This is a genomic window from Antribacter sp. NEAU-D49 (assembly GCF_057158775.1).
This window is the reverse complement of the sequence record NZ_JBXTSN010000002.1, coordinates 128,573-148,352: the sequence shown is the minus strand read 5'-3', so window position 1 is coordinate 148,352 and position 19,780 is coordinate 128,573. Positions and strand designations below refer to the sequence as shown.

General features: G+C 75.2%; 15 protein-coding genes. 6 read left to right on the top strand and 9 right to left on the bottom strand.

The window, feature by feature from the left end:
- Positions 1 to 38 precede the first annotated feature (38 nt).
- Positions 39 to 938, top strand: coding sequence for an NAD(+) diphosphatase (nudC, locus tag AC060K_RS02385; RefSeq protein ID WP_483763848.1), 900 nt, complete (start codon positions 39 to 41; stop codon positions 936 to 938).
- Here the strand turns inward: nudC and AC060K_RS02380 are convergent, their stop codons facing one another.
- The 3 genes from AC060K_RS02380 to AC060K_RS02370 all read right to left on the bottom strand — a co-directional run bounded on the left by AC060K_RS02380 (position 939) and on the right by AC060K_RS02370 (position 9,151).
- Positions 939 to 4,526, bottom strand: a complete 3,588-nt coding sequence (locus AC060K_RS02380; RefSeq protein WP_483763847.1) for an ATP-dependent helicase — start codon at positions 4,524 to 4,526, stop codon at positions 939 to 941.
- Positions 4,526 to 7,972, bottom strand: a complete 3,447-nt coding sequence (locus AC060K_RS02375) for a PD-(D/E)XK nuclease family protein (protein ID WP_483763846.1) — start codon at positions 7,970 to 7,972, stop codon at positions 4,526 to 4,528. Before AC060K_RS02375 ends, AC060K_RS02380 begins: the two co-directional genes overlap by 1 nt.
- Before the next feature lie 120 nt (positions 7,973 to 8,092).
- A complete protein-coding gene (locus AC060K_RS02370) occupies positions 8,093 to 9,151 on the bottom strand; it encodes a DUF3152 domain-containing protein (protein WP_483763845.1) in 1,059 nt (352 codons plus the stop codon).
- A gap of 225 nt (positions 9,152 to 9,376) precedes the next feature.
- On the opposite strand from AC060K_RS02370, the gene AC060K_RS02365 reads away from it, so the two are divergent.
- Complete coding sequence (locus AC060K_RS02365; protein ID WP_125776899.1) at positions 9,377 to 9,598, top strand: DUF3107 domain-containing protein; 222 nt, start codon at positions 9,377 to 9,379, stop codon at positions 9,596 to 9,598.
- Positions 9,599 to 9,632: 34 nt separating this feature from the next.
- Here AC060K_RS02365 and AC060K_RS02360 read toward each other — a convergent pair whose 3' ends face one another.
- Positions 9,633 to 10,301, bottom strand: coding sequence for a ferritin-like fold-containing protein (locus AC060K_RS02360; protein ID WP_483763844.1), 669 nt, complete (start codon positions 10,299 to 10,301; stop codon positions 9,633 to 9,635).
- 366 nt (positions 10,302 to 10,667) lie between these two features.
- Between AC060K_RS02360 and AC060K_RS02355 the strand changes: the two genes are divergently transcribed.
- The gene (locus tag AC060K_RS02355) at positions 10,668 to 12,332 is read left to right on the top strand and encodes a DEAD/DEAH box helicase (protein WP_483763843.1); all 1,665 of its coding nucleotides are present in this window, start codon (positions 10,668 to 10,670) and stop codon (positions 12,330 to 12,332) included.
- Positions 12,333 to 12,391: 59 nt separating this feature from the next.
- A complete protein-coding gene (locus AC060K_RS02350) occupies positions 12,392 to 12,691 on the top strand; it encodes a DUF1905 domain-containing protein (protein ID WP_483763842.1) in 300 nt (99 codons plus the stop codon).
- 25 nt (positions 12,692 to 12,716) lie between these two features.
- Here AC060K_RS02350 and AC060K_RS02345 read toward each other — a convergent pair whose 3' ends face one another.
- The 5 genes from AC060K_RS02345 to AC060K_RS02325 form a co-directional block, all read right to left on the bottom strand.
- Positions 12,717 to 13,352: a MarC family protein gene (locus tag AC060K_RS02345; RefSeq protein ID WP_483763841.1), complete on the bottom strand. Its 636-nt coding sequence runs from the start codon at positions 13,350 to 13,352 to the stop codon at positions 12,717 to 12,719.
- On the bottom strand, positions 13,349 to 14,206 hold the full coding sequence (locus tag AC060K_RS02340; protein ID WP_483763840.1) for a PHP domain-containing protein: 858 nt from the start codon (positions 14,204 to 14,206) through the stop codon (positions 13,349 to 13,351). Before AC060K_RS02340 ends, AC060K_RS02345 begins: the two co-directional genes overlap by 4 nt.
- 92 nt (positions 14,207 to 14,298) lie before the next feature.
- A complete protein-coding gene (locus AC060K_RS02335; RefSeq protein ID WP_483763839.1) occupies positions 14,299 to 15,972 on the bottom strand; it encodes an aminopeptidase P family protein in 1,674 nt (557 codons plus the stop codon).
- Positions 15,973 to 16,041: 69 nt separating this feature from the next.
- Positions 16,042 to 16,902 carry an alpha/beta fold hydrolase gene (locus AC060K_RS02330; RefSeq protein ID WP_483763838.1) on the bottom strand — a complete coding sequence of 287 codons (861 nt, stop codon included), beginning with the start codon at positions 16,900 to 16,902 and terminating at the stop codon, positions 16,042 to 16,044.
- Positions 16,903 to 17,073: 171 nt separating this feature from the next.
- Positions 17,074 to 17,877, bottom strand: a complete 804-nt coding sequence (locus AC060K_RS02325) for a YflT domain-containing protein (protein WP_483763837.1) — start codon at positions 17,875 to 17,877, stop codon at positions 17,074 to 17,076.
- Between the two features lie 142 nt (positions 17,878 to 18,019).
- Here AC060K_RS02325 and AC060K_RS02320 point away from each other — a divergent pair, with 142 nt between their 5' ends.
- Both AC060K_RS02320 and AC060K_RS02315 read left to right on the top strand, forming a co-directional pair.
- Positions 18,020 to 19,297, top strand: coding sequence for a magnesium transporter MgtE N-terminal domain-containing protein (locus AC060K_RS02320; RefSeq protein WP_483763836.1), 1,278 nt, complete (start codon positions 18,020 to 18,022; stop codon positions 19,295 to 19,297).
- Positions 19,290 to 19,778, top strand: coding sequence for a DUF1003 domain-containing protein (locus tag AC060K_RS02315; protein WP_483763835.1), 489 nt, complete (start codon positions 19,290 to 19,292; stop codon positions 19,776 to 19,778). Before AC060K_RS02320 ends, AC060K_RS02315 begins: the two co-directional genes overlap by 8 nt.
- The last annotated feature ends 2 nt before the right edge of the window (positions 19,779 to 19,780 follow it).

Below are 19,780 nucleotides of genomic sequence, written 5' to 3'. Positions count from 1 at the left end.
CGGACCCACGGCCGGGGCGTGTCCCGTACCGTCGTGCCGTGCTCGACCTTCCTTTCGCCCGCACCGCCCACGACCGCGCCGCGCACCGGCGCAGGGAGCCCGGCCTCGTCGAGGCCCTCCTGACCCGCCCTGCCACCCGGGTCCTGCTGCTGCGCGGAGGCCGCGCGGGTGCCGTCGGGCAGCGGCTCGGGCTCTTCCTGCCGGCCCAGGTGGACCACCTGCCCGCCGTCGACCACCTCTTCCTCGGCGAGGCCGACGGGACCGCCTACCTCGCCCGCCTGCTGCCGGACGGGGCGCCTGACGACGCCCCGAGCGAGGCCGAGGGCTTCGGCTGGCTCGGGCTGCGGGAGGTCGCCGAGCACGCCACCGACCTGGAGCTGGGCCTCGCGATCGAGGCCGTCGCGCTGGCCGCGTGGCACGAGGTCGCCCGGCACTGCCCGCGCTGCGGCCGGCCCACGGTGGCGGAGCAGGCAGGCTGGGTGCGCCGCTGCACCGCCGAGGGGACCGAGGTCTACCCGCGGACGGACCCGGCGGTCATCATGGCGGTCGTCGACGCGGACGACCGGCTCCTGCTGGGCCGGGGGCCGAGCTGGGGGCCTGGCCGGTACTCCGTCCTCGCGGGCTTCGTGGAACCGGGCGAGAGCGCGGAGCACGCGGTGCGCCGCGAGGTGCACGAGGAGACCGCGGTCGTGGTGACCGACGTCGAGTACGCAGGCAGCCAGTCGTGGCCCTTCCCCGCCTCGCTCATGCTCGGCTACCGCGGCAGGGCGGTGACCACCGACCTCCGGTGCGACCCGGACGAGCTGGCCGACGCCCGCTGGTTCACCCGTGACGAGCTCGGCGCGGCGGTCGCGGCAGGCGATCTGGGACTTCCCGGGCGGGCGTCGATCGCGCGGTCGCTGATCGAGGAGTGGTACGGCGCCGAGATCGAGGACTGATCACCGGCCGAGGATGAGGGCCTCCAGCTCCTCCTCCGTGAGCAGCCGCTCGGGCCGGACCGTGGTGTCGGACCCGACGTAGTAGAACGCCGCGCTCACCCGCTCCACGGGGATGTCCTTCCACCGTGCCCAGGCGAGCCGGTACACCGCGAGCTGCACCTCGCGGGCGGCACGGGCGGCAGGGTCGAGCGGCTCGCGGCCGGTCTTCCAGTCCACCACCACGACGGCGTCGGGCCCGCGCTCCGGGTCGGCGAACACCGCGTCCATCCGGCTGCGCAGCATGACGCCCGCGACCGGCGTCTCCACGTCGGCCTCGACGGCGATCGGGGTGCGCGACGCCCACGGCGACCCCTCGAACGTCTCCTTGAGCTTCTCGAGGTCGGTGTCGGGCACCAGGTCGTCGTCCTCGGCGCTCGGCAGGTCGTCGACGTCCAGGAGCGACGCCTGCTGGAAGTGCTGCTCCACCCAGGTGTGGAACTGCGTGCCGCGGCGCGCGTGCACGGTGGGCTGCGACGGGACGGGCCGGCGCAGCTGCAGCGCGAAGGCGTCGCGGTCGGCAGCCAGGCGGACCAGGCCGGACGCCGACACGTGCGCGGGGAACAGGACCTCGCGGTCGTGCCGCTCCTCGCGCTCGTTCAGCAGCATCCGGGCGAGGTCCACCAGGTCGTGGCCGGCCGTGTCCCGCAGCACGCCCTCGGGAGCCGTCAGGAGAGCCGACGGCGTGCCGTCCGGCTCGTCCGCGAGCACGTCGGCCCGGACCGCGGCGGCCGCCGCCACGAGGTGCGCCGTGGCGCGGAGGACGTCGCGTGCGGCCGAGGTCGCCGGCCGGTCCGCGACCGCCCCGTCGTCGGTGGTGGCCGCCTCCGCCGGCCAGATCGCCGTGACCTCCTCGGCGTCACGAGGGTTCTCGGCGTCCGGCTCGGGCAGCGCGGCCCAGGAGTCGGCGGCCACCAGACCGGCGCTCACGAGCTCCAGCAGGAACGGCGACGGTGAACGGGGGCGGGTCGAGGTGCCCCACCACGAACCGGTGAGCCGCAGCTCGCGGCGGGCGCGGGTGAACGCCACGTAGGCCAGACGGCGCTCCTCCCCCAGCCGGTGCTCGCCGCACGCGGCCTTGAACTCGTCGCGCCGCGCGACCAGGTCCTTGGTGTCGGACGCCAGGTCGTAGCGAAAGGCCGGCAGGTCGTCGGCGTCTCCACGCAGGTGGTAGGGCAGCTCGCCGAGATCGCTCAGCCACCCGCTCGAGCTGTCGCCCGACCGGGCACCGCGGTCCCACGTGGGGAACTGGCCGTCGACCAGGCCGGGTACCGCCACGACGTCCCACTCCAGGCCCTTGGACGCGTGGGCGGTGATGATCTGCACCGCGTCCGGGTCCGGCTCGCGCACCGGCATGTCCAGGCCGCGCTCGCGCGCGCCCGCGACGCCGAGCCAGCCGAGGAACGCCCCGAGCGTCGCCACGTCGGCCGACTGCGCGAACGAGGCGGCCACGTCGCGGAACGCGTCGAGGTGCTCCCGCCCGCGCTCGCTCACGGCGCCGCCCACGCCCGCGCCCATGAGTGCCAGCGCGGTCGCCGCCTCGACATCCAGGCCGAGCGCGCGCTCCGCCTGGACCACGAGCTCGGGGAGCGACAGGTACGTGAGTCCGCGCAGGTCGCGCAGCACCCCGGCGAGCGCCGTCAGCCGGCGGTGACCGTCGGCGGTGAGGGCGCGCCCGTCCCGGGCGGGGCGCCCCGGCTGCGGCAGCTCGTCGAGGGCGTCGACGATGGACCGGTGGTCCACCACGTCACCCTCGACCACGACCGGGTCGCCGGGGGCTCCGGCGTCGTCCGTGGCGGGCTCGGGCGCCTGCTCCGGTACGGCGCCCCGGCGCCCGCGGCCGAGGTCCTCGCGGCGGGCGAGGTCGGCGGCCCACGAACCCAGGGCGTGGAGGTCGGCGGCGCCGAGGTTGACGCGCGGACCGGTGAGCAGGCGCAGCAGCGAGTCACCGCGGGACGGGTCGTGGGCCGCCTCGAGCAGCGCCACGACATCGACCACCTCGGGGGTGGACAGCAGGCCGCCCAGGCCCACCACCTCGACGGGCAGGTTCTTGCGGCGCAGCGCCACCTCCATCGTGGCGAACTGCGAACGCGCCCGGCAGAGCACGGCCGCGGTGACCCGCCCCCGAGGGTCGGACCCTGGCCGCCAGCGCTCCGCCACCCACTCGGCGACCGCCTCGGCCTCCTCCTCCAGCGTGGCCGCGACGTGCGCGGTGACGACGCCGGTCCCCGCGTCCGGGCGCAGGTCGAGCGCCGGGACGTGGACGCCCGCGGCGTCGCCGCGCAGCGGTGCGGACACCACGTTGGCGGCCGCGAGCACCGCGGCGTCGTTCCGCCACGACGTGGAGAGGTAGTGCACGGCGGCGGGGATGCCGTCGTCGCGCCGGAACCGCTCCGGGAAACGGCCGAGGCCCGCCGCGCTGGCACCCCGCCAGCCGTAGATGGACTGGTGCGGGTCGCCGACGGCGGTGACGGGGTGGCCTCCGCCGTAGAGCCCGGCAAGGAGCTCGACCTGCGCGTACGACGTGTCCTGGTACTCGTCGAGGAGCACCACGGCGAACCGCGCCCGCTCGGCGGCGCCGACCGCCGGGACGGTGCGGGCCAGCTCCGCGGCGAAGGAGACCTGGTCGCCGAAGTCGAGCGCCTCGGCGACCCGCTTGCGGCGCCGGTACTCGACCACGAGGTCCACGAGCCGGGCCCGCTCCGCGATCGTCCCGATCAGCGTCGTCACGTCCTTGGTGCGCGCCTTCTGGCGCTTGCCCAGCGGCAGCGACTCCAGGTGCTCGGCCAGCTCGGAGAGCCGGTCCCGCGCGTCGGCCGGGTCCACCAGGTGCTCGCCGAGCGCGCCGGAGAGCGCTACGACGGCACCGACGACGGTGCTCACGGCCTTGTCCGTGCCCAGGTCGTCGGACCACGACTCGACCACCTGCGAGGCGAGCTGCCACTGCTCCGCCTCGCCGAGCAGCCGGGCACCGGGCTCCACGCCGAGCCGGAGACCATGGTCGGCCACCAGCGACGCGGCGTAGGCGTTGTAGGTGGCGATCGTGGGCCGGTCCAGGTCCAGGCCCGCGAGCGCCTCGCCCGCCGTCTCGCCGAGGGCGCGGTTGAGCTGGGCGAGCCGGGTCTGCACCCGGACGCCGAGCTCGCCGGCCGCCTTGCGCGTGAAGGTGAGCCCCAGCACCTGCTCCGGCGCCACCAGCTTGTTGGCGATGAGCCACACGACGCGGGCTGCCATGGTCTCCGTCTTGCCGGACCCGGCACCGGCGACCACGAGCGACGGCTCGAGCGGGGCCTCGATGACCTCGGCCTGCTCGTCCGTGGGTTCGGGCCGGCCGAGCAGACGGGCGATCTCGCGGGCCGAGAGCCGGCGGGGCTGCCCTGGCGCGACGTCCGCGGGCGCCGACGACGCGCCCGGGCCTGGCTCCTCGCCCAGCGCACGGCGCTGCGTGCGCAGCAGCTGCTCGCGCTCGGCGAGGTCGGCCGCCTCCTCGCCGGGGCGGCCGGCCCCGTCCAGACCGGGCAGGTCCAGCTCGAAAGCACCGTCCTGCGGCATCACTCCACCACCTTCCGTCCCTCGGGTTGCAGCGGGCACGACCGGCGCACCGCGCACATGCTGCACAGGTCGTTGGGCCGCGCCTCGAACCGGGCGGCGGCCATCGTGTCGGCAGCGCCTTCGACCACGTCGCGTGCCCAGCTGGCACCGTCCGGGTCGGGAGCGAGCGCCGGCTGGTCGCGGACCGTCGGCCCCTTGGTGTCGGTACCGACGAAGACGAGGCTGGCCCCCCGGCTCGCGGCGCCGTCGGGCAGGTCGAGCGCGCCCTCCTCGACCGCCAGCTGGTAGGCCCCCAGCTGCGGGTTGTCGGCCGTCTTCTTCTCGCTCGGGGCGGTGCGGCCGGTCTTCAGGTCGACCACCCGGACGGTGTCGTCGCCCGCGTCCTCGACGCGGTCGAGCTGACCCCGCAGCCTGGCCCGGCCCACGGTCAGGTCGAAGTCTGCCTCGACCAGCAGCGGCTCTCCCGACGACGCGAGGTAGTCGGCGAGCCGCTCGATCATGCGGTCCGCCCGGCGGCGCAGCTGGCGCGCAGGCCAGCCCTCGGGCAGGGCCAGCTCGGGCCACCGCCGGTCGAGCTCCCGTCTCAGCTCCGAGAGCGAACCCTTCGGCAGGCTCTGGGCGATCGAGTGCACGAGGGTGCCGAGCGTCTGGTGCGTCGCGTCCGGCGCGGTGCCGCCCGCAGCCTCGAAGGCCCAGCGCAGCGCGCAGGTGGTCACCGTGTCGACCTTCGACGGGGACACCGTCACAAGGTCGTCCGGCCCCCACAGCGGAGCGCCGCTCGAGACGCCGGCGACTCCGTACCAGCTGCTCGGGTCAGCCTCGACGACGCCCGCGGCAGCGAGGTCGGCGAGCAGCACCGCGGCCGCCTCGCCCGACTCGGGGACGGTTCCGGTGGCGATGTCGTCACCCCGGACCTCGTCCGGGGCAGAGCCGGGAGCAGGGGCCGCAGCCGCCGAACGCCCGTACCGGACCACGCCGGACACCAGCTCGGCGCGCGCGGCCGCGACGACGCCACGAAGGTCGAGCGGCGGCCCCACCGGGACGCGGCGCGGGTCCGGACCCTCACCGTCGTCGTCCCGGGGGGACACCAGGTCGCAGAAGACGCTCGGCGCCTCCTCCGTGTCCTCGACGGCCGTGACGAGGAGGCGGCGGCGTGCGCGGGACGTGGCGACCGCGAACGCACGGAGCTCGTCCGCGAGCACCTGGCGCCGGGCCTCGGCACCGACGCCGTGGGCCTGAGCCGTGCGGCCGGCCAGCAGCTCCACGAGCGCCTGGGACCCCAGCAGCGAGTCCCGGAGGCGCAGGTCGGGCCACACGCCGTCCTGGACCCCCGCCACGACCACCACGTCCCACTCCCGCCCCGCCGCGCCGGGCGGCGTGAGCGCGGCGACGGCGCCCGAGCCGGCGGCCGACGCGGCGAGGGAGTCTGCGGGCAGGTCCTGGGAGTCCAGGTAGTCCACGAACGCCGCCACCGGCGCACCCGGCATGCGGTCCACGAAGGTCTCCGCCGCGCGGAACAGTGCGAGCACCGAGTCCAGGTCGCGGTCGGCGCGGAGCCCGGCGGGCCCACCCGCGAGCGCCGCCGCCCGCCAGCGTTCGGCCAGGCCGGACGCCGCCCAGACGGCCCAGAGGACGGTCTGGGCCGTGGCGCCCGGCTGGGCGGCCGCCTCCCGGCCGGCGGCAAGCACGCGGGCCACGGCGACCGGGCCCTTGTGCACGGGCGACGGCAGGGTCGCGGCCCGCGCGGGGTCGCCCAGCACCTCCACGATCAGCGCGTCCGACGTGCGACCACCGCCGCCGGACAGCTCCTCCGCGCGCAGGGCTCGGCGCAGCCGACGGAGCGCCACGGCGTCGAGCCCGCCGACCGGCGAGGTGAGCAGCAGCGCCGCCGTGTCGGGGTCGAAGGGCTGCTCGTCCTCGCCGAGCTCACCGGCCAGCAACGCGTCCAGGCTGCCTCGCGGAGCTCCGGCGCACACGCGCACGGCCGCCAGCAGGGGCGCGACCGCGGGCTCGTCACGCAGCGGGAGGTCGGAGCCCAGGAGTGCCACCGGCACCGATGCCGACGCGAGCTCCCGGCGGAGGGCGGCCAGCCGGGTGCCGCTGCGCGCGATCACCGCCATCTGCTCCCACGGCGTGCCGCGCAGCAGGTGCTCGGCGCGCAGCTCGCGCGCGATCCAGGCAGCCTCCTGCGCCGCACCGGCCAGGACCGCGACCTGGACGGGAGGAACGTCGGCGCCGGCCGGGCCGTCCGGCGCAGCGCCGGCCCGCGCAGCGCCGTCAGCGCCGTGGGGCGCCGCCTGGTCCGCGTCCGCCTGGTCCGGCGCCGCCTCGTCCGCGTCCGCCTCGTCCGCGGCGGGGCGCGCCTGAGCCCTGCGGTGCAGGACGCTCGCGAGGACCGGGATGCGGGCGGTCACCGCGCGCGTGACCTCCCGCAGCTCCGGCCCCTGGCGCCAGGCCGTGCCGAGCACCACCGGGTGCGCGTCGAACGCGCCGAACGCGCCGGGGCGCGCGGGAGCGGACGCACGGCCCACGAGCCCGGGAGCAGCGCCACGGAAGCCCTGTACGGCACTGTCCGGGTCGCCGATGAGCACCAGGCGGGCACCGTCGGCGTGGAGCACGTGGAGCAGTCGTGCGGTGGCCGCCGTGGCCTCCTGGTAGTCGTCCACCACGACGAGGTCCCAGGTGGGCCGCGGGATGCCCGGCACCTCGTCCTCCCAGGACTGCAGCGCGTGGGCCGCCTCGTCCACCACCACCGCGGGGTCGTAGCGCGCACCGGAGTCGGGGGTGCCGAGCCGCAGCGCCGTGACGTCCAGGTACTCCTCGTAGAGCTGCGCGGCCATCACCCACTCGGGTCGGTCGTGCCGCCGGCCCAGCTCGTCGAGCTCCACGGGACCCAGGCCACGCTCCGCGGCACGCATGAGCAGGTCACGCAGCTCCTGCCGGAGCCCGCGAAGGCCCAGCGACTCCTCCGGGAGACCGGGCGGCAGTGCCAGCGGCGCGCCCTCCCCCGCCAAGTGGCCCGCCAGCAGCTCCGCGAGGACGAGGTCCTGCTCCGGCCCGGAGACGAGCGTGGGTGGCGCGTCGCCGAGCGCGGCGGCACGGGAGTGCAGCACCGCGAACGCCGCGGAGGCGGCGGTCCGGACCATCGGCGCGCTGACGGTGCGCCCGGCGGCCGACGCCACCTGGTCGCGCAGCCGGGCCGCCGCCCGGCGCGACGCGGCCAGCACCAGCACCCGTTCGGGGCGGGTCCCCTCGTCGAGCGCCCGCACCGCCACAGCCGTGGCGACCGTGGTGCGCCCCGTACCGGGCGCACCCGCGACCAGGGTCGCCCGGTGCGTGAGCGCTGCCTCCACGGCTGCCGCCTGGGTCTCGTCGAGCGCGACGAGACCGGCGCCGTCCGGGCGGGTCCCGGGCGGTACCAGTCGGAGGCTGGAGGTCGTCGTCACGCGGATGATTCGATCACGAGCCACCCACACTCCCGACGCCGCGCGCCGTCGCGTCCGGAAGGCCCGAATAGTCCCTCAGCGACGCGCCGAGGCCTGCCGACGATACCGCGCGAGCGCCCGCTACGGCCGCGGCCAGCCGTTCGGCAGGCAGCCTCCGGTGGACAGCGTCTGCTGCACCATGACCGGCGCCAGGGCGCCCGGGGAGGGGCACTGGTCGTGGTGGTGGCCCAGCACGTGGCCCACCTCGTGGTTCACCAGGTACTGCCGGTACGTCACCACGTCGGTGCCGAACGCCTCGGCCCCGTTCACCCAGCGCCCGAAGTTCAGGACCGCCGCGTTGCCCATGCCGCACGAGAGGTGGCCGCCCGTGTCGAGGGGCGCGCACAGGGCGTCGGTGGTGGCAGGGCTGGTGAGCACCACCCGCGCGTCGGGGTCGGCACCGTCCGTCCGGGCGAACGTCACACCGTCCACGGCGGACCAGCCACGCGGGTCGTTGAGCGTCGCCAGCACCGCGTCGGCGAACACCGCGACGTCCACGGGCAGGCCCTTCTCGACCTCGACGCGCACGGTCCACACCTCGCCGGGACCGGGCGGCGCGGTGCTTCCGGGCGCCACGACGAGCTCTCCGGAGAGCGCCGGCTCGACGGTGGTGCCGGTCAGCCCCGACCCGGGTTCCGGGACGGGAGCCGCGGCCGACGGCGACGGCGACGGCTCGGGCGCCGGCGCCGCGACCTTCGGGACAGCCGCCCGAGGCGCGTCCGGGGCGGACAAGGGCGACCACGTCGGCGACGGCACCGGGTCGGGCGCACCCTCGACGACGCCGGCCGCAGCCTGACCGTCACCGCTGGTGAGAGCCTGGCCCGCCTCGGGGGCCGGCGGCGACACCCGACCCGTCCCGCGCTCCGCCGCCGCGACGACATCCCGCACCACGGCCGCGGCCTCGGCGCTGAGGTGCCGGTCGACCATGCCCGCGACGGCCGCCCGGGACGCCTCGGGCTCCCTCGACGCGGTGGCGACGATCCCGCCGGCCATCCCCGCCCCGAGGCACAGCGTCAGGACGACGACGGACCCGGCCGGCCGCTGCCGGGCCCGGTGGCGGGCAGCGCGCACGGCCCTGCGGGTCGCCCGCACCGCAGCGCCGGCACCCGACGGCCGGGTCGCACTGTCCGAGGTCGTCACCGGATGATCCACGCCGTCCATCGTGCCATGCCGCATCCCGAACGTCGCGATAACCGCCGTTTCAGGCCAGTTCGGCCGGATCACCACCCCAGAGATCGGCTGACGGCGAAACCGCCAACTCCTGGCGAGGCCGGTGACTAGGATCGTCACGCCGGGGTCCCCGGCGCAGGTCAGTCGATCGGCCGGAGCGGTCTCGTACCGCACGCCGCACGCGAAGGAGAGAACGTGGAAGTCACCATCGGTGTGCAGAACCTGCCGCGGGAGCTCGTCATCGAGACCGACCTGACCCCGGACGCCGTCGCGTCCGCCGTCCAGAAGGCGCTCGCCGGCAGTGCGCTCGAGCTCACCGACTCCCGCGGCCGCCGCGTGATCGTGCCGAGCTCGACCATCGGCTACGTCGAGATCGGCACCGAGGAGCAGCGCAAGGTCGGGTTCGGCTCGCTCTGAGAGCTCCGCTGGCGGCCGGGCGGTCTCACGACCGTCAGGCCGTCAGCCCCAGCCGGTCCATCCGGCGGGTGTGCTCGGCGGTGAGCCGGGCGAACACCCAGGACTGCGCTTCCGCGGCGGGCACTCCCCCGGCCGCGGCGACGAGCGCGAGCAGGCGCTCGTCCTCGCGGAGGATCCGCTGGGCCACGCCCAGCGCCTCACCCACGACGCGCCGGCCCCAGAGCGCGAGCCGCGAGGCCAGGACCGGGTCGTTCGCGGTCCCCTCGGCGAGCAGCTCGGCCAGCCCGTGGTCCAGCTCGGCCCCGTCGAGCACCGCGACCACCTCGTCGCGGACCGGCCCTTCCAGGCCAAGGGCCGCCGTCCGGCACAGGTCTCCCGCCACCGCGTGCCCCACGTAGGCCTTGACGACGGCCTCCCACCAGTTCAGGTGGGTGGTCCGCACGTCGAAGTCGTCCAGCAGGCCCTGGAACCGGCTCAGCGTCTCCCGCTCGCCGGAGCCGTAGCGGGCGGCCAGGTCGAGCGCGGCCCGCTGCCTGCGCAGGACGCCCACCGCGAGCCCGGCCAGGCGCTGCCGCACCTCGACCTCGGGCGCCACGGAGGCCTGCCCGCCCACCAGTGCGAACGCCCCGAGGTCCGTGTAGGCGGCGAGCCCCAGGATCTCCGCCACGTCGTCGGGGGCTGGGTCCTGCGCTGGGTGGCTCACGTCGCCAGGATAGGCACGACGGCGCGATCCGGCCGGGCGAACCATGCCGGTCCGCCCGAGTTGGCCCCGGCTCGTCCCCTGTGGGCAGGTCCTCCCGCGGAGGGCGGCGTGTCGTACGGCACGCCGCGGTCGTGACGCACAAGACAACGTCTGGAAACATCGTGTGCGTACCATGAGCCCGTACATCGGTTGCCCGGTCGTCACGTTCAGACCCCAGAGCCTGTGCTCCGGCCCGCCCGGCCGCCCCGCAGGACGCGCTGCAGGGGCTTCGTCAGGAGCCCGGCGCGCGACGAGATTCCACGATCGGCTGCCACACCCACGGCGCAAGTGCCAGGCCTTGAGAAGGGCCCGCCGCGCCGACGAGAGATGAAGGCGCCAGTGACTACCACAGACACACCGGCCGCGAGCGCGGCCACCACGGACCCGGCGGAGAGCACCGTCACGTCCTCCACCATCCAGGCCCGCGACGTGAGCTTCGCCGACTTCGGGGTCCGCCCGGAGATCGTCGAGGCCCTCGCCGAGGCCGGGATCACGCACCCCTTCCCGATCCAGGCGATGACGCTGCCGGTCGCGATGTCGGGTCACGACATCATCGGCCAGGCGAAGACGGGTACCGGCAAGACGCTCGGCTTCGGCGTCCCCCTGCTGCACCGGGTCGTCGCACCCGGTGAGCCCGGCTACGACCAGCTCGTCGCACCGGGCAAGCCGCAGGCCGTCGTCGTGGTCCCCACGCGCGAGCTCGCGGTCCAGGTCGCCAGCGACCTGGCCACGGCGTCGTCGAAGCGCAACGTGCGCATCGTGCAGGTCTACGGCGGCCGCGCGTACGAGCCGCAGATCGAGATGCTGCGCTCGGGCGTCGACGTCGTGGTCGGTACTCCCGGCCGCATGATCGACCTGCTCAACCAGGGGCACATGACCCTGCTCCGGGCCAGCACGGTGGTGCTCGACGAGGCTGACGAGATGCTCGACCTGGGCTTCCTCCCGGACGTCGAGAAGATCCTGTCGCAGACGCCCGCCCAGCGGCACACGATGCTCTTCAGCGCCACCATGCCGGGCGCCGTCGTCAGCATGGCCCGCCGCTACATGAAGCAGCCCACGCACATCCGCGCCGCCGAGCCGGACGACCAGGGCGCCACGGTCAAGAACACCACGCAGTTCATCTACCGCGCCCACGCGCTCGACAAGGTCGAGGTGCTGGCCCGCCTGCTCCAGGCCGAGGGCCGCGGGCGCACCATCGTGTTCGCGCGCACCAAGCGCACGGCCGCGAAGGTCTCGGACGACCTGCGCGACCGCGGCTTCGCTGCGGGCGCCATCCACGGCGACCTCGGCCAGGGTGCCCGTGAGCAGGCCCTGCGCGCCTTCCGGAACGGCAAGATCGACGTGCTCGTCGCCACCGACGTGGCCGCCCGAGGCATCGACGTCGACGACGTCACCCACGTCGTGAACTACCAGTGCCCCGAGGACGAGCGCACCTACCTGCACCGGATCGGCCGCACCGGCCGCGCGGGCAACTCGGGCACGGCCGTCACGTTCGTCGACTGGGACGACCTGCCCCGCTGGTCCCTCATCGACAAGACCCTCGACCTCGGCCTCCCGGCCCCGGTCGAGACGTACTCGACGTCGCCGCACCTCTTCTCCGACCTGAAGATCCCGGCGGGGACCAAGGGCCGCCTGCCGCGCTCGGCGCAGCACCTCGAGGGCCTCGACGCCGAGGTCCTGGAGGACCTGGGCGAGACCGGCAAGCGGACCAGCAAGTCAGGCCCGCCTCAGCGCACCGCGGGCGGTCGCGGCCCCCGCACGGAGGGTGGCCGGTCCGACGGCGGCCGGCCGGCCCAGGCGGGCGAGCGCGCCCCGGGCACGGCCACGGCGGGCGGCGGCTCTGCCCCCGCGAGCACCGGCCCGGGCGAGGCGGGTACGGAGGGCGAGGGTCCGGCGTCGGGCAGCGAGGCTGCGCGCAAGCGTTCCCGGAACCGCCGACGCACGCGCGGCGGCCGTCCGGCCGGCGAGGGCCAGGCCCCGGCCGAGGGCTGATCGCACCGACGCCCGGGTCGCGCCACGGCGCGGCCCGGGCGTCGTCGTACTCTGCTGAGGTGCAGCTCGACTTCACCGCTCCCCTGTGGCAATGGCAGGCCCGCAGCGACTCCGCCTGGTGGTTCGTCACGGTCCCGGAGGACCTGTCCGACGACCTGGCGAGCCTGCCTCTGCCACCCCGCGGCTTCGGCTCGATCCGGGTGAGGGCGACCGTCGGGTCCACCACGTGGACCACGTCCGTGTTCCCCAGCGACGAGCAGAAGGCCTACGTGCTGCCCCTGAAGAAGGCCGTGCGCACCGCGGAGAAGCTCGAGGCGGACGCGCCGGTCACGGTCCGGCTGGAGACGATCGACCTCTGAGGGCCCCGCGGCGCGGCGCCCAGGCTCAGGCCGCCCGCACGAACTCCGTCACGGCGGTGGCGATCATCTGCACGGCGATCGCGGCGAGCAGCAGGCCGGCGATGCGGGTGACGAGGGTGACGCCCGAGTCGCGCAGGACCCGGTGGATGACGTTCGCGAACCGCATGGCCAGCCACAGGGCGAGGTGCACGGCGACGATGGCGGCGCCGATGGCGAGCCAGTGCCCCACCAGGGTCTCGTCGGAGCCCACGCGCTGCTGGACGAACACCATGGTGGCCACGATCGCGCCCGGTCCCGCGAGCAGGGGCGTGCCGAGCGGCACGAGGGCCACGTTCACGCCCTTGTTCCCCGACGGCTCCGGCTCCTCCATCTTGCCCGTCAGCAGCTCCATCGCGACGACCAGCAGCAGGAGACCGCCCGACGCCTGCAGCGCCGGCAGGGTGATCCCCATGTAGTGCAGCACCTGCTGCCCGAACACGGCGAACACGACGATCACGCCGAACGCCACGAGGATCGCCTGGCGCGCCGCGCGGTTGCGCTGCTTGGCACCCATGGCGCTCGTGAGCCCGAGGAAGACCGGCACGGTGCCGGGCGGGTCCATGATGACGAACAGGGTCACGAAGACCTCTGTGAACAGGACGACGTCGAAGTACTGGCTCACCGGACGACCTCCAGCGCGCCCTGGGCCTCGATGGCGTCGAGCACCTCGGGCGCTGTCGTGTTCTCACCGATGCGGTTGGTCTTGCCGGTGCCGTGGTAGTCGCTCGACCCGGTCACCAGCAGGCCGAGGGCCCCCGCGAGGTCGCGCAGGTGGTCGCGCATCTCGGGCGTGTGGTCGCGGTGGTCCACCTCGAGGCCCGCCAGGCCGGCGTCGGCCAGCTCCTCGACGGTGCTGTCGGGAACGATCCTCCCCCGCGCGTCGGCCCCCGGGTGCGCGAAGACGGGCACTCCGCCCGCGGCGCGGATCGCCCGCACCGCCCCGGCCGCCGCCGGCGCGTAGTGGCCTACGTAGTAGCGCGTGCCCGGCCGGAGCACGGTGGCGAACGCCTCGTCCCGGTCGCGCACGCGACCGGACGCCACCAGCGCGTCGGCGAGGTGCGGCCGGCCGATCGTGGTGCCCGGCTCTGTCTGCGCGAGCACGTCCTCCCAGGTGATGGGGAAGTCCTCGGCGAGCAGCTCGACCATGCGCTGCGCGCGCGTCTCGCGGTCGGCGCGTGTGCGGGCGAGCTCGGCGAGCAGGGCCGGGTGGTCAGGGTGGTGCAGGTACGACAGCAGGTGCACGCTGACGCCCCGGCCCGGGGTGGCGGCGTCGCTCGACAGCGCGGAGATCTCGGCACCGCGCACGAGCGCGACCCCGAGCCGGAGCGCGGCCGCCGTGGCGGCCGGCCAGCCCGCCGTCGTGTCATGGTCGGTGAGCGCGACCGTGGAGAGGCCCGCAGCGGCCGCGGCCTCCACCACCTGGTCCGGCGCGTCCGTGCCGTCCGACGCCGTGGAGTGGGTGTGGAGGTCGATCACCGGCCCAGTCTAGAGAGCCGCGAGCCGCCGCGGCCCGGCAGAGGGTGGTGAGGTGCAGCACCCCCGCCCGCCGTGCCGCGGGTCAGCCGCGGTCAGTCGCGCAGCGACGCCATCCACGCCTCGACCTCGTCGGGACGCCGCGGCAGCGCCGCCGACAGGTTCTCGTTGCCGTCCTCGGTCACGAGCACGTCGTCCTCGATCCGCACGCCGATGCCCCGGTACTCCTCCGGCACGGCAAGGTCGTCGGCCTTGAAGTACAGGCCCGGCTCGATCGTGAAGACCATGCCCGGCTCCAGCACCCCGTCGAGGTACAGCTCGCGCCGCGCCTGCGCGCAGTCGTGCACGTCCAGGCCCAGGTGGTGCGACGTGCCGTGCACCATCCACCGGCGGTGCTGCTGCCCCTCGGGCGTCAGCGACTCGGCGGCGGGCACGGGAAGCAGGCCCCACTCCTCCAGCCGTGCGGCGATGACCTCCATGGCGGCGGCGTGGACGTCGCGGAACTTCGCTCCCGGCACCGCAACGGCGAACGCGGCGTCGGCCGCGTCGAGGACCGCCTGGTAGATGCGCCGCTGCACCTCGTCGAACTGCCCGTTCACCGGCAGGGTGCGCGTGACGTCCGCGGTGTACAGGGACTCGACCTCGACACCCGCGTCGAGCAGCAGGAGCTCGCCCTCGCGGAGGGCCCCGTCGTTGGTGATCCAGTGCAGCGTCGTGGCGTGGTCGCCCGACGCCGCGATGGTCTCGTAGCCCACCGCGTTGCCCTCGAGGCGCGCGTGCCCGTCGAACGTGGTCTCGACCACGCGCTCGCCGCGCCGGTGCGCCACGGCCTTCGGCAGGGCGCGCACGACCGCCTCGAAGCCCTCGATCGTGCGGGCCACGGCCTCGCGCATGCGCTCGACCTCGAGCTCGTCCTTCACGAGCCGCAGCTCGGAGGTGGCCTCCACGAGGCTCGCGTCGGTCAGGGGGGCCGACGTCGTCCCTGGGGCCCCCACGAGGTTCCGCAGCGAAGCAAGGTCCTCGTGGGGCGAGGGCGTCGTCGCGGTCGCGCCGCTCTCCTCGGTCGCCTCGTCCGCGGTGGCGGTCTCGGCGCCCGTCTCGGCACGCAGCGCCTCGACCAGGGTCTCGATGCCCTCGTCGGCGCCGGTGACGACGAGCAGCCGCACACCGCCGTCGCCCAGGTCCTTGGCGAGGGCGTCCCGCAGCTCGTCGACGTGCCGGGCCTCGATGCCCGTGAGCGTCTCGACGTCCTCCAGGGAGGGACGCGCGCCGACCCAGAACTCGCCGTAGCGCGAGTCGGCGTAGAACTCCTCGGTGTCGCGCGGGGCGAGCGGGCGCACGTACAGCACGGCGTGGTGACCGCTGGGGGCGCCGTCGGCCCCGGGGTCGCCGGTGCCGGGCTCGACCGGGTGCAGCACGAGGACAGCGTCGGGCTCCTGGTCCGTGCCCAGTCCCGTGAGGTGCGCGAAGGCCGAGTGGGGCCGGAACCGGTAGTCCGTGTCGTTGGACCGGGTCTTCAGCGGGCCGGCGGGGATCACGAGCCGGGCTCCCGGCAGACGCTCGGAGAGCCGCGCCCGGCGGGCTGCGGTGAACGGGACCTCACGCAAGGGGGTGATGCCGAGGTCCGCACGCGGCGCCCAGCCGGAGGTGATGAAGTCCTTGAACGCCTGGGACTCCGGCCGCTGGGACCGCGTGGAGCCCCGGCTCTCGAGGTCCTGATCAGCGGGGACGATGCCGTCGGCGGCCTGGTGGGTGCGAGGGTCGCTCATGGTGCCAGTCTGTCATCTCGGGTGGGTACGACGAACATGCCCCGGGCAACGGGAACGGTTCGAAACGGGTCAGCGGCGGGTGAAGTCCGCGAGCGCCCGGGTCAGCACCCGGTTGAACGCGTCGGGGGCGTCGGAGTTGACGTCGTGCCCCGCTCCCTGGACCACGACGAGCGCGGCGTCGCGCGCCGCGGCCAGGTGGCGCTGCTCCTCGAGGCGCATGGTGTCGCGTGCGCCGTTGACGATCCACACCGGGACCTGCAGCGCGCGGAGGTTGGCCACAGAGGACCGTCCCGCCAGGTGCGTGAGCGCGTCGGTGACCACGTCCCAGCCCGGCCGGTACGCCTCGGCCGACTGGCCGGGTGCCACCTCGAGAGCCCGGAGGTCGGCGCCGCCGCCGACGGTCACGACGGCCCCCGGGCCGCGGCGGGCCTGTGCGAGGAACGGCGGCCGGGCGGCCTGGAGCGCCGTCGTGCCCCACCGCAGCGCACCACGGCCCGCGCGGCCCGCGGCCTGGCGGCCTGCCACCGCGTGGCGTGCGAGCTCGCGGTAGAGCGTGACGGGCTTGCCCTTGGGGTCCGACGTGCAGCCCGCCACCACCACTCCGGCGAGGCGCTCGGTCTGCGGCGTGCGGCGGGCGGCCCAGGCGAGGGACGTGTAGCCCCCGAGGCTGAGGCCCACGACGGCGACGCGTGCGCTCGAGGCGAGGGAGGCGACGGCGTCGTCCAGCGCCTCGAAGGCACCGTCCATGCTGAAGCGCTGCGCGTGCCGGGCGCCGTGGGCGGGCAGGTCGACGGCGACGGCCTCGTGGCCCGCGGACCGCACGTGCGCGAGCTGCCGCTCCCAGATGGCCGACGACGTGCGCATCCCGTGCACGAAGACGACCGACAGGGGACCGTGCGCAGCGGACGGACGCGGGGTGGGGGCGCTCATGTGGTCCATGGTGACGCAGGAGTCTGGCAGTCCCGCAGCCGCCGGAGGGACGCGGTGTAAAGGTGTGGTGCGGTTCGGGCACGGGGGGCGGTCGCCGTGTCCGCCTCGAGAACGTCATCAGGTGGTGCTTCGACGAGGGAAGCACCACCTGATGACGTTCTCGCGAGTGACCTAGCCTTCCGGCTTGTCCTCCGGCGGGCGCATCGCGCCGTACCGGGGCTCGCCCGTCGGCGTGGTCCAGCGCGGGTCCGGCGTGCGCGGCGGCGTCGGCTCGGCCGGCTCCTGGCCCTGTGCGCCGGCGTCCGGGCCTGCGCCGGGGGCCCCGCCCTGACCGGAGGCGGGGACCCCGGGCTGCCCGGCCCCGCCCCACTGCCCTGCAGCGGGGCCGCCCGGTCCAGCACCGGGGCCGCCCGCTCCAGCGGCGGGGCCGGCCGGCGGACCTGCGGGCGGCGAGCCCCAGGCAGAACCGCCCGCCGGACGCCGGACGCCCAGGCCCCCGGGCGACTGCGCCAGCAGCGTCCGCGCGTCGGTGGCGAGCTCGGGTGCGCAGAGGATCGCGTACGACGCGGCCACGATCTGCGACGACGACGTGAAGTCGCGCCGGCCGCCCGTGAAGGCGTACGAGAGCACCGAGAAGAGGAGGCCGAAACCGGCACCCAGCGCGATGCCGACGAACAGCACCCCGTTGGCGCCCGAGCCGGCGAAGAACGTGAGCAGCAACCCGACGAAGAAGCCGAACCAGGCTCCGGAGAGGGCTCCCGCGAGCGCGACGCGCCCGTAGCTGAGCCGGCCGGTCACGCGCTCGACCATGCGCAGGTCGGTACCCACGATGGTGACGTTCTCGACGGGGAACTTGTTGTCGGACAGGTGGTCGACGGCCTGCTGCGCCTCGAGGTAGGTCGGGAAAGCGGCCACCTCGTCGCCACGCGGCAGCGTGGGGACCTTCGGGACAGCGCCCGGGCGGGACATGCTCATTGCGACAGTTTCCCCCACATCGGGGCTGCTGGCGAGGAGCCGGGCCGGGCGAAGGCCCGGCCGGCGCCCCGCCCGTACCCCCGCCAGCGTGTTGGGCGACCATGTGCGGTGACGCGGACGGAGCGCACGTAGGCTGACCGGCGTGAGCACTACGACTCGTGTGTTCGTCGCGCGCCTCGCCGGGACCCCGGTCTTCGACCCGATCGGGGACCAGGTGGGGCGCGTCCGGGACGTCGTCGTGCTGCTCCGTGCCAAGGGCGCGCCGCGCGCGGTGGGCCTCGTGGTGGAGGTGCCGGGCCGACGGCGGGTGTTCCTCCCCCTCACCCGTGTGACCACCATCGACTCCGGCCAGGTGATCAGCACCGGGCTGGTGAACCTCCGCCGGTTCGAGCAGCGGGCCATGGAGCGGATGGTGCTGGGCGAGCTGCTCGACCGCACCGTCACGTTCGTGGACGGCTCGGGCGAGGCCACCGTGGAGGACGTGTCGATCGAGAAGCAGCGCACGGGCGACTGGCTCGTGGACCAGCTGTTCGTCCGCCGTCGGCCGGCCCGGGTCACCACGCTCTCCCTCCGGAGGCGCGGGCCCACCCTCACCGTCCCGGTGGACGCCGTGACCGGCCTCGCCTCGCCCAGCGAGGTGCAGGGCGCCGCCCGCCTGCTCGAGGCGTACGTGGACATGCGGCCCGCCGACCTCGCGGACGTGCTGCACGAGCTCGGCGGAACCCGCCAGCTCGAGGTCGCCACAGCCCTGGACGACGAGCGCCTGGCCGACGTGCTGGAGGAGCTCCCGTCCGACGACCAGGTGGCGATCCTGTCGGGCCTGGACCGGGGCCGCGCCGCGGACGTCCTCGAGGCCATGCAGCCCGACGACGCGGCCGACCTGCTGCACGAGCTCTCCGACGAGCAGTCGGCCCAGCTGCTGGAGCTGATGGAGCCCGAGGAGGCGCGCGACGTGCGCCGCCTCCTGGAGTACGAGGACTACACGGCCGGTGGCCTGATGACCACCGAGCCGGTGATCCTGGGCCCGGAGACCACCATCGCCACCGCCCTCGCGCAGATCCGCCGCCAGGACCTGACCCCGGCGCTCGCGAGCATGGTGTTCGTGGCGCGCCCGCCCCTGGAGACCCCAACCGGCCGGTTCCTCGGCGTGGCGCACTTCCAGCGCCTGCTGCGGGAGCCGCCGCACGCGAGCATCGGCTCAGTGCTGGACACGGACACCGAGTGGCTCACGCCCGACGCCACGCTCGGCCGCGTCACCCGCCTGCTCGCGGCGTACAACCTGCTCGCCCTGCCGGTCCTGGACCCCGAGAAGCGCCTGCTCGGCGCCGTCTCCGTCGACGACGTCCTCGACCACATGCTCCCCGAGGACTGGCGGGAGAGCCACGACGAGCGGCTCGGCGAGGAGGTGCCCCGTGGCTGACCGCCTCGACACCCCGATGGAGCAGCGGCGCACGTTCCTGCCCCGGCCGCAGTGGGACCAGGACGCGGTCGGGAAGGCCACGGAGGCCATCGCCCGGTTCCTCGGCACGCCGCGCTTCCTCATCTACCTCACCGCGTTCTGCATGGTGTGGCTCGCGTGGAACACGTGGGGCCCGCCGAACCTGCGGTTCGACAACGCGGCGAACGGCTTCACCGCCCTGACGCTCATGCTGTCCCTGCAGGCCAGCTATGCCGCGCCCCTGATCCTGCTCGCACAGAACCGGCAGGACGACCGCGACCGGGTCATGGCAGAGCACGACCGGCAGCGCAGCGAGCGCAACCTCGCCGACACCGAGTACCTCGCCCGCGAGATGGCGGCGCTGCGGATCGCCCTGTCGGAGGTGGCCACCCGCGACTTCGTCCGGTCGGAGATCCGCAACCTCCTGGAGGAGCTGGAGGACCGCGACCGCCTGGGCGAGTAGCC

What these genes read in the sequence shown, in the direction of transcription:
- AC060K_RS02380 (WP_483763847.1), bottom strand. Translation starts at nt 4,526, where the DNA reads ATGCCGCAGGACGGTGCTTTCGAGCTGGACCTGCCCGGTCTGGACGGG.
- AC060K_RS02355 (WP_483763843.1), top strand. Translation starts at nt 10,668, where the DNA reads ATGAAGGCGCCAGTGACTACCACAGACACACCGGCCGCGAGCGCGGCC.
- AC060K_RS02335 (WP_483763839.1), bottom strand. Translation starts at nt 15,972, where the DNA reads ATGAGCGACCCTCGCACCCACCAGGCCGCCGACGGCATCGTCCCCGCT.
- AC060K_RS02330 (WP_483763838.1), bottom strand. Translation starts at nt 16,902, where the DNA reads ATGAGCGCCCCCACCCCGCGTCCGTCCGCTGCGCACGGTCCCCTGTCG.
- AC060K_RS02325 (WP_483763837.1), bottom strand. Translation starts at nt 17,877, where the DNA reads ATGAGCATGTCCCGCCCGGGCGCTGTCCCGAAGGTCCCCACGCTGCCG.